The sequence below is a fragment of the Pseudosulfitobacter pseudonitzschiae genome, assembly GCF_900129395.1.
Lineage (GTDB): Bacteria > Pseudomonadota > Alphaproteobacteria > Rhodobacterales > Rhodobacteraceae > Pseudosulfitobacter > Pseudosulfitobacter pseudonitzschiae.
In genome coordinates this window covers 37,849-52,391 of record NZ_FQVP01000007.1, presented here as the reverse complement: position 1 = coordinate 52,391, position 14,543 = coordinate 37,849, and the positions used below count along the sequence as shown (strand labels likewise).

15 protein-coding genes are annotated in these 14,543 nt (G+C 57.7%); 5 read left to right on the top strand and 10 right to left on the bottom strand.

The genetic code is table 11. The features are described from left to right. Positions 1-23: 23 nt before the first annotated feature. From BUC08_RS18775 to BUC08_RS18755, 5 genes are all read left to right on the top strand, one after another. Positions 24-770 (top strand): GntR family transcriptional regulator, encoded by a 747-nt coding sequence (locus BUC08_RS18775; protein WP_037928354.1) that lies wholly within the window; start codon positions 24-26, stop codon positions 768-770. Further along, complete coding sequence (locus BUC08_RS18770; RefSeq protein WP_037928350.1) at positions 767-1,738, top strand: TRAP transporter substrate-binding protein; 972 nt, start codon at positions 767-769, stop codon at positions 1,736-1,738. Before BUC08_RS18775 ends, BUC08_RS18770 begins: the two co-directional genes overlap by 4 nt. An 82-nt stretch (positions 1,739-1,820) precedes the next feature. Continuing rightward, complete coding sequence (locus tag BUC08_RS18765) at positions 1,821-2,324, top strand: TRAP transporter small permease (RefSeq protein ID WP_037928347.1); 504 nt, start codon at positions 1,821-1,823, stop codon at positions 2,322-2,324. Positions 2,325-2,328: 4 nt separating this feature from the next. After that, on the top strand, positions 2,329-3,606 hold the full coding sequence (locus BUC08_RS18760) for a TRAP transporter large permease (RefSeq protein WP_028956971.1): 1,278 nt from the start codon (positions 2,329-2,331) through the stop codon (positions 3,604-3,606). Between the two features lie 10 nt (positions 3,607-3,616). Beyond that, positions 3,617-4,663 (top strand): L-idonate 5-dehydrogenase, encoded by a 1,047-nt coding sequence (locus BUC08_RS18755; RefSeq protein WP_037928344.1) that lies wholly within the window; start codon positions 3,617-3,619, stop codon positions 4,661-4,663. A 301-nt stretch (positions 4,664-4,964) separates the two neighbouring features. Here BUC08_RS18755 and BUC08_RS18750 read toward each other — a convergent pair whose 3' ends face one another. The 10 genes from BUC08_RS18750 to BUC08_RS18705 form a co-directional block, all read right to left on the bottom strand. Then, positions 4,965-5,747, bottom strand: coding sequence for an SDR family oxidoreductase (locus BUC08_RS18750; RefSeq protein WP_037928341.1), 783 nt, complete (start codon positions 5,745-5,747; stop codon positions 4,965-4,967). A 45-nt stretch (positions 5,748-5,792) separates the two neighbouring features. Beyond that, positions 5,793-6,491 carry an ABC transporter ATP-binding protein gene (locus BUC08_RS18745; RefSeq protein ID WP_037928338.1) on the bottom strand — a complete coding sequence of 233 codons (699 nt, stop codon included), beginning with the start codon at positions 6,489-6,491 and terminating at the stop codon, positions 5,793-5,795. Continuing rightward, entirely contained in the window at positions 6,488-7,246 is a 759-nt protein-coding gene (locus BUC08_RS18740) for an ABC transporter ATP-binding protein (protein ID WP_037928335.1), read from the bottom strand. Before BUC08_RS18740 ends, BUC08_RS18745 begins: the two co-directional genes overlap by 4 nt. Further along, entirely contained in the window at positions 7,243-8,469 is a 1,227-nt protein-coding gene (locus tag BUC08_RS18735; protein WP_051694548.1) for a branched-chain amino acid ABC transporter permease, read from the bottom strand. Before BUC08_RS18735 ends, BUC08_RS18740 begins: the two co-directional genes overlap by 4 nt. Then, positions 8,469-9,416: a branched-chain amino acid ABC transporter permease gene (locus BUC08_RS18730; RefSeq protein ID WP_037928331.1), complete on the bottom strand. Its 948-nt coding sequence runs from the start codon at positions 9,414-9,416 to the stop codon at positions 8,469-8,471. Before BUC08_RS18730 ends, BUC08_RS18735 begins: the two co-directional genes overlap by 1 nt. Positions 9,417-9,455: 39 nt before the next feature. After that, positions 9,456-10,679 (bottom strand): branched-chain amino acid ABC transporter substrate-binding protein, encoded by a 1,224-nt coding sequence (locus BUC08_RS18725; RefSeq protein WP_037928328.1) that lies wholly within the window; start codon positions 10,677-10,679, stop codon positions 9,456-9,458. A 449-nt stretch (positions 10,680-11,128) separates the two neighbouring features. Next, positions 11,129-11,662, bottom strand: coding sequence for an NADPH-dependent FMN reductase (locus BUC08_RS18720; protein WP_073194379.1), 534 nt, complete (start codon positions 11,660-11,662; stop codon positions 11,129-11,131). A 4-nt stretch (positions 11,663-11,666) separates the two neighbouring features. Beyond that, positions 11,667-12,974 carry a TRAP transporter large permease gene (locus tag BUC08_RS18715; RefSeq protein WP_037928325.1) on the bottom strand — a complete coding sequence of 436 codons (1,308 nt, stop codon included), beginning with the start codon at positions 12,972-12,974 and terminating at the stop codon, positions 11,667-11,669. Continuing rightward, positions 12,964-13,554, bottom strand: a complete 591-nt coding sequence (locus BUC08_RS18710; protein WP_159436705.1) for a TRAP transporter small permease — start codon at positions 13,552-13,554, stop codon at positions 12,964-12,966. Before BUC08_RS18710 ends, BUC08_RS18715 begins: the two co-directional genes overlap by 11 nt. Further along, a complete protein-coding gene (locus tag BUC08_RS18705; RefSeq protein ID WP_037928319.1) occupies positions 13,517-14,539 on the bottom strand; it encodes a TRAP transporter substrate-binding protein in 1,023 nt (340 codons plus the stop codon). Before BUC08_RS18705 ends, BUC08_RS18710 begins: the two co-directional genes overlap by 38 nt. Positions 14,540-14,543 lie beyond the last annotated feature (4 nt).

Genomic DNA, 14,543 nt, shown 5'->3' with positions numbered 1-14,543 from the left:
AGAGCTGGGGAGAGAAGCGAATCATGAAAGCAGACCGCACCACAGCCGTAACACTGGACGCATCCGCGCCGATCGCACCGCAGATTTATGCGCAGTTGCGTGATGCCATCATTCGCAATCGCTTTGCCCCCGGTGACCGCATTTCAGAAAGCGAGATTGCCAAGACCTGCGATGTCAGCCGTCAGCCCGTGCGCGAGGCATTCATCCGCCTGGCGGGCGAGGGTTTGTTGGCGATCCTGCCGCAACGCGGGACCATCATCACCAAGATCAATTATACCGATGTGCTGAACGCAAGGTTCCTGCGCGAGGCGATCGAGGCCGACATCGTGGCCATTCTGGCGGCAAATCCCGACCCTGCATTGATCCGCGAATTGCGCGCGCAACTGACTGCACAACAAGCGGTGGCGCGCGACAAGCCGTCCGATTTCATCGAACTGGACGAACGGTTTCATCGCACGATGGCCGACGGCGCCGGCAAACGTGGTGCGTGGCGGCGAATAGAAGGCCTGAAATCGCAGATGGACCGCGTGCGGTTCCTGTCTTTGGGGCATTTTCCGGCGGAGAAGTTGGTGACCCAACACAAGGCGGTCGTGGACAACATCGAAAACGGCAAGATGATCGCCGCCAATGCCGCCATTCGCGGCCACCTGCGCGAAGTGCTGGGCGATCTGCCGCGCATCCTCACTGCGAATCCCGAATTTTTCGAATTGCCGGAGGGAGGAATTCCCACGCCGGTCAATGCACCCATCCAAGGAGGAGATTTACAATGACATTTAACTGGAAAAAGCCCGCACTGGCCGTCGCCATCGCTGCCCTGACAGCCATGCCCGCGTTCGCACAAGACCTGACCCTGAAGCTTGGCCACCTGGCCAACGAAGACAACCCGTGGCATCTGGCGTCAGTGAAATTCGGCGAGGAGCTGTCCGCGCTGACCGATGGCCGCATCGTGGTCGAAGTGTTCCCCAACGAGTCGCTGGGCAAGGAAATCGACCTGATCAACGGCATGCAGCTGGGCACCGTCGACATGACCATCACCGGCGAAAGCCTGCAGAACTGGGCGCCGATGGCTGCCCTTCTGGCTGTTCCCTATGCCTATAAATCCATCGAGCACATGGACGAAGTCGCATCGGGCGAAATCGGTGACCAGATCGAGGCGCAAATCGTCGAAAAGGCACAAATTCGTCCCGTTGCGTATTTTGCACGCGGCCCGCGCAACCTGACATCGAACCGGCCCATCACCACGCCTGCTGATCTGAACGGTCTGAAAATGCGGGTGCCGAACGTACCGCTGTTCATCGACGTGTGGTCGGCACTGGGTGCGGCCCCCGGCCCGATGGCGTTTTCCGAGGTGTTCACCTCGCTGCAGAACGGCACCATCGAAGCACAGGAAAACCCGCTGGCGCTGATCCGTTCGGCCAGCTTTAACGAAGTGCAAAGCCACGTGAACCTGACAGAGCATGTGCGGTCATGGATCTATCTGACCATTGCCGAAAGCACATGGCAGAAGCTGAGCGCCGAGGACCAGGCTGCCGTCATGGAAGCGGCAGCGCGCGCCCAAGCCTATGAGCGTGAACTGTTCGAAGCCAGCCTTGCCGACGACCGCGCCTATCTGGAAGCCAACGGCATGACCTTTGTCGAAGTGGACGGCCCGGCCTTTGCCGCAGCGGCCAAAGACGCGGTTCTGAGCAACGTCAGCGACGAAATCCGCCCGACAGTTGAAGGCCTGTTCGCCGACTAAGGCCCGTTTCACCTGATACGATCAACCGGCGCCGCCTGCATGTGGCGCCGGTTTCCCCATTTTCCGTTTGGAGCGCTGCGAAATGCGACATGCCGAAACCCTCATTCGCATCCTGACTGTATTGGCCCGACTGGGTGCTGGTATTGCTTTTGCCGTGCTGATGGTCGCGGTGCTGGTGCAGGTCATCGGTCGCTTCACCGGCAGCTCGCCGGTGTGGACGGAAGAGCTGACGCGGTTTGCGCTGCTATACATGATCGCCTTTGGCGCGGGGCTGTCGTTTCGCACCGGAGATCTGGTCAACGTTGATGTGGTCAGTGAAGCCCTGCCCGGTGGTGTCCCAAAATTCCTGCGCTTTTTCGCGGCGGCCGCGACCGCCGGACTGGCGCTGGTGCTGCTCATGCCCGCGTGGAAATTCGTCACCATCGGCCGGATGCAGACAGCGCCCGCACTTGGCATACGTATGGATTATGCCCATCTGACGATGTTCGTTCTGCTTGCGGGCCTTGCCCTGTTTGCCGTGTTGCGCTGTGTCGCCATGCTGGCTGGCGCCGAAGACGGCACTCCCCAAAAAACCGACGAGGAATAGACCCGTGGCCGTTACCATTCTGCTTGTCGTTTTTGTCTTTGGTCTGACCGTGGGCATTCCCGTGGCGATCACTCTGGGCCTGTCGTCGCTGGCCTATCTGGCCTATGTGGGCATCCCCATCGTGGTGATGCCGCAAAAGATGTACGCGGGCATGGACGTGTTTGTTCTTCTGTCTATTCCGGGCTTTATCCTTGCCGGGAACCTGATGAACCGTGGCGGGATCACGCAACGGATCATCAGGTTCGCCAATGCGCTGGTGGGTTGGATCAGGGGCGGTCTGGGCCTGACCAATATCGCGGCCTCGATGTTGTTTGGTGGCATCACCGGCACCGCCGTGGCCGATGCCGCGTCCATTGGCGGGGTGATGATCCCCGGCATGAAAAAGGCCGGTTATCCGGCGGATTTCTCAGCGGCCGTCACCGCGGCCTCGTCGACCGTGGGGCCGATCATTCCGCCCTCGGTGCCGATGATCATCGTGGGGGCGCTGTCGGGCATTTCGGTGGGCAAGATGTTTCTGGCCGGTGCCATCCCCGGCATCCTGATGGGCCTGTCGATGATGGTCACCTGCTATATCATATCGGTGCGCAAGGGCTTTCCACACCAGCCGTGGCAAGGCTTTGGCGAGGTGATCCGTTCGCTCGGTGGGGCCGCGTGGGCGCTGGCGATGACGTTCCTGATCATTTACGGGCTGTTGTCCGGTCTGGCGACGCCGACCGAAACCGCCGTCGTGGCCAGCGTCTACGCTTTTGTCGTGGGGGCCTTCATCTACCGCGAACTGCCCATCCCTGCGGTGCCGCGCATCGTGGTGGACAGCGCCGTATCGGCGGCGGGCATTCTGGCGCTGGTCGGCTTTGCCAATGTATTCGGCTGGATTCTGGTGTCGGAACGTATTCCGCAGGCCATCGCAGACGCGGTTCTGTCGATCACCGACAACAAGTTCCTGGTGCTGCTGCTGATCAACATCCTGCTGCTGTGCGTGGGCATGTTTCTGGAAACCATCGCCGCCCTGATCATTCTGTTCGTCCCCCTGCTGGCGCTGTCGAACGCTGTGGGGATTGACCCGCTGCACTTTGCCACCGTGGCCGTGCTGAACCTGATGATCGGGCTGACCACGCCACCCGTGGGCGTCTGCCTGTTCGTCTGCGCCGGTATCGCTCGGTTGCCGCTGGCACCGGTGATCGTGGCGATCCTGCCGTTTTTGCTGACCAACATCCTTGTGCTGCTGGCCGTCACTTACATTCCGGCGCTGGCCACCTGGCTGCCGTCCGTCCTGATCCCGTAAGGAGCCTATCATGGAAGCCCGAGTTTGCCGCCTTTATGGTGAAAACGACATTCGTATCGAAGCCGTAACCGTCGCAGCACCGGGGCCGGGCCAAGTGCTGATCGCGCTGGGGGCGGGCGGGATTTGCGGGTCCGACCTGCACTATTACCAGCAGGGCGGCTTTGGCCCGATCCGGGTGCGTGAACCGATCATTCTGGGACATGAGGCATCGGGAACGGTTGTCGCCCTGGGACCCGACGTCACAGAATTGGCCACCGGCGACGTGGTTGCGATCAACCCCAGCCGTCCGTGCGGCACCTGCGAATTTTGTGAGAAAGGCTTGCCTGTGCATTGCCTTGAAATGCGCTTTAACGGGTCGGCCATGCGGATGCCCCATGAACAAGGCCTGTTTCGCGATCACATCGTGGTCGAGGCGCGCCAGTGCGTGCCCGTCGGCACAGGCGTCAGCCTGGGTGAAGCCGCCTGCGCCGAGCCTCTGGCGGTCTGCCTGCATGCCCGCAATCGTGCGGGCGATCTAAGCGGTGCGCGCGTTCTGGTCACCGGTGCGGGCCCCATCGGCGCGCTCTGCGCTGCCGTCGCGGTCGAGGCCGGTGCCGCCGAAGTGGTGGTGACCGATCTGCAGGACTTCACGCTGGAGGTTGCGACCCGCATGGGCGCGACCCGCACCGTGAACGTCGCCACCGATCCCGCCGGTCTGGATGCCTATGCCGCGGGCAAAGGCCAGTTCGACGTTGCCTTCGAATGCTCCTCAGCCGCCCCCGCGATCAAGACCGCAATCACCTGCCTGCGCCCTCAAGGCCGGTTGGTACAAGTCGGCGTCGCGGGTGATGTACCTGTGCCCCTGAACATGCTGGTGGGCAAGGAAATCACCTATTGCGGCACCCAGCGGTTCGACGCTGAATTTGCACAGGCGGTTCAGATGATCTCTGAGCGGCGCATCGACGTCAAACCGATCATAACCGCCACCTACCCCATCAGCCGCGCCATCGAAGCCTTTGATGCTGCGGGCGACAGGTCGGGTGCCGTGAAGGTTCAGCTCAGTTTTTCCGCCGATTAGGTGCAGGATGCTTTGCGAGGTCTGGCGATGAGGTGCACGGGCACAAAGGATCTGGCGCGCAAGCCGAAAACCTTCAGACCGGTTCCGACCTACCTGCTCGGCAACCTGTCTGTGACGTAGCCGAGCCTGGTCTGGACCATGGACATCACCGAAATTCCCATCGCATCGAGCCTCACCCGACCGGCTGCCATTCCGGACCTGTTTACCGAACGGGTACCGTCCTGAACCGGTTCATTCACGCAGGAAAGCAACTTTTGCTCTCAAAAGGTGGAGAAGGTGTCGTCACCTCAGGTTTCACGGCCTATTCAGCGTATTCGATCCCACCACAAATGCTGAGAACCTGTCCGGTTATGGCCCGTCCCGTGGGCGCGCAGAGGAACATGACATAGGCCGCGATCTCCTCGGGCTCCACCATTGTGCGCATCGAAACGGCCCTAAGCACCTGCGCCTCCATTTCGGCATACGAAATATTGCGGGCATTGGCGCGGCTGGTGATGACATCGCGGATGCGCTGCCCAGCGACGGCGCCCGGAGCGATGGCATTGACCCTTATTTGATGGGGTCCGAGTTCGACAGACATCGCCCGCGCGAGATTGATGACAGCGGCCTTTGATGCGGAATATGGCGCGCGTAAAGCGAATGCGAATTTGCCTGCGACAGAGGTCATGCAAACAATCGATCCGCCTTTGGCCCTCTTCAGATGGGGAATAGCCGCGCGGGCCATGTAGAACTGACCATGTACATTGATATCGAAGCAGCGCACCCATTCGTCCAGTGGCTGTTCATGCACGGGTGCAGTGTGCCCTGCGATCCCTGCGTTGTTGATCAAAATGTCGATCCCGCCCATTCGGTCCGCTGCATGTTTTACAAAGCGGTCGCAGGCTTGCGGGTCCGCAACGTCACACGCCAAAGTGCCAATCCCGGGATTTGCGGTGGCGACCTTGTCCAGTGCCTCGGGATCTATGTCGCTGACCCAAACCTGTGCGCCGACGCGCAACATGGCTTTGGCGATCGCCAGTCCGATGCCACCAGCGCCTGCCGTAATGATGACACGCTGTGCGCGCCAGAATTTGTCGTCCGTCATGATATGCCACCCTGTTGAAACCATTGCCGCCGCATCAGAGACGGATCAAACCTCTATGTAATCGCGGCGGACGTCTTCACGTGCCGCAAGGTCAGCAGGCGTGCCTTCAAACACGATGCTCCCGTGGCCCATCACCAGAACACGATTGGCGATCTTCAACGCAACGGTCAGTTTTTGTTCGACCAAAACCACGCTCGTACCACGTCTTGCTATCTCCAGGATAAGGTCCTTGACTTGGGCCACCATGCGCGGGGCAAGGCCTTCGGTTGGCTCATCAATGAGGATAAGTTTGGGATTGCCCATCAGTGTACGCATCATCGTCAACAATTGTTGTTCGCCCCCCGAAAGAGACCCAGCTTCGGTGCCTGCGCGTTCGGCCAAACGGGGAAACAGTTGGAATGCATCATCAGGTGTCCATCCATCGTCCCTGCCTTGCGATTGCAGGCCCATGATCAGGTTCTGATGAACGGTGAGCGTCGGAAATACCTGACGGTCTTCGGGCACACAGCCGATACCAAGCCTGGCGATCTCATGCGTTGGCAGGTTGTCGATCCGATTGCCTTCAAAGGTGATCTCTCCGGTTTTCTCCACATCCCCCATCAACGCCTTGACAGTGGTTGACCGCCCCACACCATTTCGCCCAAGCATGGCCAGAATTTCACCTGGCTTCACGTTGAAAGAAACGCCGCGCAGGATGTGGCTTTTGCCGTACCATGCGTTCAGATCTTTGACTTCCAGGATCACTCTGCTTCCCCTTCGGCTTCCCCGAGGTAGGCTTCTTTTACGGCAGCATTTCCCCTGATTTCACTCGGTGTTCCGGTTGCAATAATTCGCCCACCTGCGAGAACGGAAATCCGGTCCGCAAGGTCAAAGACCACCCCCATGTCATGTTCAACCATGATCAGCGTGCGCCCTTGGGTGACGCGTCTGATCAGGTCAGTCATACGCTCGGTTTCGGCGTGGCTCATGCCTGCCGTCGGCTCGTCCAGCAGGACCACTTTAGCGTCACCGCAAACGGCAACACCAATTTCCAAAGCGCGCTGATCTGCGTAGGGCAATTCGCTGACACGCACGTCGATGACCGCGTCCAGCGACAACAATTCGGCCATTTCACGGGCATCGCTACGAACCCTGGGCAGGCTGCGCATTGTCCGCCAGAATGCGTAGTGCGTTCCGCCAGGCCACAATAAGGCTGCCTCAAGCGTTTCCTGAACGGTCAGCTTGGGAAACAGATGTGTGATTTGAAAGCTGCGCGACAGTCCACGCCGCGCGATACGGTGCGGGGCAAGTCCCTGAATGGGCGCACCAAATAGTGAGATACTGCCCTGCGAAGGTTCGGTACGTCCGCTGATGATGTTGAAAAGCGTCGACTTTCCGGCGCCGTTGGGGCCAATCAACGCATGGCGTTCTTCGCTTTGAATAACGAGATCGACGCCTGAAATGACCTGCAAAGCACCAAAGCTTTTCTGGACGTTACACAAGGTGATTGCATCAGTCATGTGCGTTGGCCCTTTGCTTTTGCCCGAGCTTCCGCAGCCCTTGGACGGCGCAACAGGACCACAAGGCCAAGCAACAACATCGCCGCTGAAAGCAACCACGGCAACGGCGTTTGTGCGTCAAAGTGGTGCCCTGCAATGACGAAATCGGTGCTACGGGTGCTAATGGGGGAAATTCGGTATGTCAGTTCGACGATCGCCACGCCTCCTACCCCAAAAGGGATCAGGCGAATTGCGCGAGCGGTGGCCTGACGCAGAAGCAAGCGCCGCTTAAATCCAGCTTTCGGTCGCAGGATTTTATGAAGCAAACCGATCAGGCCCTCAGGCGCGAACGAAACCATGAACATGAAGAACAGGCCCAGATACAAAATCCATGCATCGGTAAACTGGCTGAGGCTGGATTGCAGCCACGTCACAAGCGTTGCCCCCAGAACCGGACCCAAAAAGTTCCCGGTGCCCCCGATGAAGGTGGCAAGGACGACCATGGAAGAGGTGTTGAGCGAGAAAACCTCGAAGGTGACGATTTCAAAAATAATGGCCGAGAGCCCGCCTGCGATCCCTGCAAAAAAGGCGGAAAAAGCATACATGATCAAACGGACAAGGCGCGGATTAAAGCGTAGATACGCCACACGTTCCGCATTGTCGCGCACGGCATTGGCGATACGCCCCAGCGGTGTGCGGGTCAAGAAGTACATCAATCCGACCGAGGCCAGCACCCAAGCAAGAACCAACCAGTACAATTCGTTGGTCGGTCCGAAATCCAAGCCCGCGAAGGTCGGACCGATAGTGCGGTCCGCGGATTTGCCTGCCTCGCCCCCAAAGGGTCCATGAAACATGTGGGATGCGGCTATGGCGACTTCTCCCAGGCCGAGTGTGATCATTGCAAAAGCAATTCCGGCCCGGCGCGTCACAACAGCCCCGAATGCCAGCCCGAGGATCAGCGCCGCGATGCCGCCGAATACAGGTAAAACGGCAATCGGAAAGGCAAGCTGGCCTTCATTCACCTGCGCCATGTAGTGGATGACCGTGAAAGCGCCTGTGCCATAATAGACCGCGTGCCCAAAAGACAGCATTCCTGTTTCACCCATCAGTAGGTTGTAGGACAGCGCAAAGACGATCGACACGCCGATCTGGCACATCAAAGCCATGGCGTAGTTGGATGTCAGAACCAGCGGCAAAGCCGCCAAAAGCGCGATCCCCGCGATACAATAGAGGGTTCGTGCCATTACAAATCTCGCTTTCCGGCAATTCCGCGCGGGCGGACAACCAACATCAGAATAAGCAGCATGTAGGGCAGCAATGGAGCGATCTGTGAGAGGCTGATTGACCACAGCTCAGCAAAGTTGCCGGAAGCATCAGGCGCAAGTCCCACAGATGATGCGAGTTGGCCGAGCGAGCGGTCAAAGCCCACGGCGAATGTTTGCAGCAACCCCACCGCCAGCGAGGCCACGAAAGCGCCAAACAGCGATCCAAGCCCGCCGATAACCACAATCACAAAGACAATCGGCCCCAGTTGCTGGGCCATCATCGGTTCTGTCACCAGCGCCGCGCCTCCCAACACACCGGCCAAGCCAGCCAAACCGGAGCCGACAGCAAAGACGCTCATGAAAACCATCGGCACATTGTGCCCCAGCATCGCTGTCATGCGTGCATGGGTCAGGGCGGATTGCACCACCAGCCCAACGCGGGTTCGCAACAGCAGCAGCAATAACATCAGAAAGGCCATGACCGAGATTGCGGCCATCACGACGCGAAAGGCCGGGTAATCCAGACCAGCTATCGCGAAGATCGGCGTGCGCAGGAGGTCGGGGAACACGTAATTGACGGCAGAACGGCCCCAGATCAGTTGCACGATTTCTTCGATCAGGAAGGCAAGACCAAAGGTATATAGCAACTCTGCCACGTGACCGTGCGCGTGAACCCTTCTGAGGCCATATCGCTCGACCGCCCCGCCGATAACTCCAACCATCAGCGGGGCCAGTACAAGCCCTCCCCAGAACCCCGTAACTTGAGATATCTGAAAACCAAGATAGGCCCCCAGCATGTAAAAGCTTGCGTGGGCAAAGTTGAGCACGCCCATCATGCTGAAAATAAGCGTCACACCGCTGCTTAGCAGAAAAAGTGTAAGGCCGTATGCCAGACCATTGGCCAAAAATAGCAGGAACAGGGCCACTGTTAAGCTCCAGATGCCAGGGGTTCAGAGGAGATGTGTTTAGGGTCGTTTCATGTCGCAGGTTGTCGGCAGCTTGACCTGCTCGGCTTGAAAACTGGCGACAGTTTTACGACCGATTCCTGTACCTTCCAGGTCGTGTTCAACGTCCCTGGACAGCAGCGTCACATATTGTGGCATGATAATCTGATGATTTTCCGACTGCATTCGGACCGGTCCCAGAGGGCTGTCGTAGGACGCATTGTCCAATGCTTTGGCCACAGCCTCTGGGTCGTCTGTTCCAGCAGCGTTCAGAGCATTTGCGAACATATGGAGCATGGTCCGCACGCGCATGTAACGCCAATCGTCCTGATATTCGGCCTTATACCCTTCCGCGAATTCGGTCAGTTCTGCGTTATCGATGTTTTCGTGCCACTCGACCAACTCATAAACCCGATCGACACCTGCATCACCCATCGCCGTGACAGTGCCAAGCAGGCTCGAATAATACGTGTACCAATCCACATCCAGACCTGCATCACGCGCAGCCTTGACCAGCAATGTCAGGTCAGCACCAAAGTTGCCGGTCATGACCGCCTGTGCGCCAGAAGCCTTGATCTTGGCGATGTAAGGCGAGAAATCCTTGACCTTGGCGAGCGGGTGGTACTCTTCCCCGACGATCTCGATGTCAGGCCGCTTTTCATTCAGCATCTTGTGGGACGCCTCGCCGACCGCACGCCCGAAAGAATAATCCTGATTGATCAGATAGACCTTTTTCAAATCTTTCTGCGTCGCCATGAAGGTCGTCATGGCAGCGGTCTTCATGTTGACTTCAGTATCGAAGCGGAAGTGCCAGAATGAGCACTTCTCATTTGTAAGGGCGGGATCGACCGCCGAGTAGTTCATGTACATCATTTTGTGATCAGGATTGCGGCTGTTGTTCTTTTCAACCGCATCAATGATCGCAGCAGCCACCGCCGAGCTGTTTCCCTGACTGACAAAACTGAAGCCCTCATCGGCCAGCCTGCGCAGCACCAAGCTGGTCTCTTGCGGGTTCGCCTTGTTGTCGAAAGGCACGATTTCGATCATACGCCCGCCCAGCACGCCACCCGCTGCGTTGATCTCGGCGGCAGCGTATTGGTAGTGCTTCAGACCTAGCTGCCCAGAGCTGGCAAGCGGTCCAGACAGCGGGTCGACAAAGGCGAGCCTTAACGCCTCCTCCGCGTGGACTTGGCCCCCTAACAACAGTGCCGCCACAATGGCGATAGGCTTGAATTTCAAAAGCATCACATCCTCCCAAAGTGCGCAATTCGTTTCGACAGCTTGGCGCAGGACTCAGCGCGCGTCAATAAAATTGTATACGATATTGAGAAAATTTAAGATGCAGGCAGGCGGCGTACCCATTCAGAATTTTCTCTAAATCGGCCTTGATGTTTAAAGAAATTGCTTAAAGATCAGGCAGTCGATCGGCCCAAAAAAAGACCTTAATCTATTATTTTCAGGGAATAATTCCTTAGAACAACAAGGTCTTGGGGGCAACCCAGAAAACGAAAACATTTTAGGAAAGAGCGCCCTTACCCTCCTAAAATCAGAGAACCCACTAAACCCCGCAACATATTTTTGTATACAAAATTGGAATTAGTAGATTTCTTGTAACCACGCCGTTGGCACCAAAATACAATCCGCAAGTTCACCCGAACCGCAGACCGATGGTATCCTCAAACTTGAAAGGGGCGTCAGCCGAACTGGCTGATCGCAAGGTCAATCCTGTCTCGGAAAGCCTCGGTTTTAGAAAGCGCTTCAACCGCTTCTACTGAGGCGACAGCACCCGCCGTGATCTCCCAGGGAAAGACACGCGCACCGAGACAGCCAAGCGGGATACGCAGCGCAGCCAGACCGCGCCAGCCACCCACTGGCGATCCCGAAGCGGACATCAGCAATACGGGTTTGCCTGTCATCACGTAGGGCTTTATCCGGCTGACCCAATCGATGGCGTTCTTTAGCGGACCGGGAATGGAAAAGTTGTATTCTGGAGATGCAATCACAAGGCCGTCTGCCTGCAAAATGGAACGCGAAAGCGTGCCAATAAACGGGGGAAGGCCAGAGGTCTCCTCGCGCACCGGAGTGTACTGAGGCAGGTTTTCGACCTGCGCATAGGGCATTTCTTCCAACGTGTGCCCACAGGATTCCAACTTATGAGCCACTTTCGAATACAAGGCACAGTTGACCGAGCCGGGCCGTGTGGAGGCCACAAGGGAAACAAGCTTCATCGGATTAACCTCCGTATAACACGGCAACAAGCGTGAGCGACAAGGCCGGCACCGCCGCGATCAGAATCAGCCGCAGTATATCGGCTGCAAGAAACGGTAAGATGGCGGCATAGAGTTCGCGCATTGGCAACTGCGGCGTCGACGCCTTGACGATAAAGAGATTCATTCCAACCGGCGGCGTAATCAGCCCAATCTCGACAACCGACAGCAGCAGGACGCCAAACCAGATCGGGTCCATGTTGTAGGATTGAACGATGGGATACACGAAAGGCAGCGTGAGAAAGATCATGGATACAGAATCCATGAAACACCCCAAAACGATGTAAAGCAGCAAGATGACGGTGATGACCTGCCAAGCCGTCAGGTCCGCCCCGATGATCAACTCGGCCAGCCGAGCCGTGACCTGTGACGCTTCGACAAATGAATTGAAGATTGCAGCACCGATCAGGATCAGAAAAATCATCCCCGTCAACTGGGCAGCGTCCCGCGCCGCTCTCAGCAGTGCGTCAAGACCCAGACAACGTCGTGCAAATCCTAATGTCAGCATCCCGACCACGCCAACAGACGCAGCTTCGGTCGGGGAAAACAGACCGGCAAACAGCCCCCCCAGAACCACGCCAAAGATCAGCACAATAGGCCACGCCGCCACGAACTTTGCGATCCTGCTGCGCAGATCACCCAGCGGGTGGACCGGCGCAAGGGCAGGCCGCAACCGGACAGTGATCACGATAGCAATCACATATAGCACCGTCGCGATCAGCCCCGGAATCAAAGCGGCCACAAATAGACGCCCGATGCTTTGCTCGGTCAAAAGTGCATAAATCACCAAGATGATCGAGGGAGGAATAAGCACGCCAAGCGTGCCGCCCGCGGCGACGGTGGCCGCGGCGAAACCTTCATCGTATCCGCGCGCGCGCATCTCGGGTATGGAAATGCGGCCCATTGTAGCCGCAGTGGCCAGCGACGATCCGCAGATGGCGCCGAAGCCGGCACAGGCTGCAATCGTGCCCATGGAAAGCCCGCCCCGCATATTGCCAAAGGCAGCGTTGCCTGCATCATAAAGGTTGCGAGACGTACCAGTTTCCAAAGCGAGCGTCCCCATCAGGACAAACAGCGGAACGACTGACAGCCCGTAAGGAAAAACTGAAGAAAATGGCAGCCCCCCGGTGATGAACGCGGTGGCAGACCAGCCATTCAAAACGGCTCCGCCCCCCAAACCGATCAGGCCCATGGCGATTGCGATAGGAACCCGCACCGCCAGCAAGACAAAAAACAGAGCAACCCAGAGAACACCGATGAGTTCAACGCTCATTTTCCACTCCTTCATGCCAGTCCTGCAGGATTGCCCACAAGGACCCACAAGCTGACAGCGCCAGGCCAACGATCACTGAAAGCCAATAGATAATCATGGGGATCTTCAGGTTCTGTGAGACGTCGCCATATTGCGCCACCAATCGCGCCTGATCGAAGCTGGCCACCACCAGCCAGCCCAGCAGCACAATGCCACCCAGCCAGCCAAGGATCGCAAAGGTTCGGCCAACGCGCTCGGGCATCAGGTCCGTCAAGACGGTGACGGCAACATGCGCCCGCTTGCCAAAGGCATAGGCGATTGCAGCAAAAACCGAATACATCATCGCCAGCTGGGTCAACTCGATAACGCCGCGGATCGACATATCGGTCATATGGCGCAACACGATATCAACGCAGGTCAAGACACCCGCAGCACCGATGCTGGTCATCGAAAAGACGGCCAGCACATCAAGCATCAAGGTCACCCCTCGCCCGATCCGGGCCCAAGCAGACCTGTCCGCTCGCAACATCTCGGTACGCGCGGATGCCTTGCCAGCGATGCGATCAGGAATCGTATTTTGCAATTTCCGCCTCAAGCGCATCGCGAATTTCTTCCGGATTTGCGACACCATTGTCGCGAAGCGATTGCATCAACGCTTCAGTCACAGGCTTCAGCTCTTCCTTCCAGCCTTCAATCTGCTCGGGCGTGGCTTGCAGGATCACATCGTCGGGACTGGCTTTTTCCGCCTCGTATCCAGCCACGCCGGATGCGTCCCACATAGGCCCGAAGGTCGCGACCAGATTGTCGCCCGACACCTCGTCGACACAGGCGCGCACGTCCTCCGGCAGGCTGTCATACTTCGCCTGGTTCATCACAAAATAGAAACCGACGGTGAACAGCGGCAATTCGAAGTGATACTTCAGGACTTCGGTCAGCTTGTAGGCACCGATGCCAGTCCATTCCATAGCGATGCCGTCGATCGTACCTTTTTGCAGGTTCTCATAAATATCGCCCGGGCCCATTCCGATCGCTTCCGCGCCGAAATGCTCCAATACCGCACTGGTCGTCGCGTTGGGCGTCCGCAGGCGCATGCCCTTGATGTCTTCCAGCTTTTCCACGGGGGCGTTGGCGTGGATCAAGCCGGGATTGTGGCTCATCATCGCCAAAATATGAACGTCCGGATATTCCGGCTTCAGATGTTCTTCAGCAATGTTCCAAAGCGCAAAGCTGTTGGCATTGGCCGACCCAGTCAGAAACGGAAATTCAATAATCGAAGACCGCGGAAAACGCCCGCGTGGAAAGCCTGTGTGCCCAAAGGCCACGTCAACGACTCCGGCACGGGCCTGATCAAACTGACGGTTGGGATCGCCCAAAGCCGATCCTGCACCATGCACTTCGACATCGACCTTGCCACCTGTGCATTCTTTCAGGTTCTCGGCCCATTTCGCGATGAATTCAGTGTGCAAGAAAATAGAGGTTGGAAAGAAGTGACTTAGCTTCAGCGTCATCTCTTGCGCTTTGGCCGGCGCGGTCATTGCGGCGCTGGCCATCAAGGCTGCCGTGATTGATTTAATGATTTTTTGCATTTTG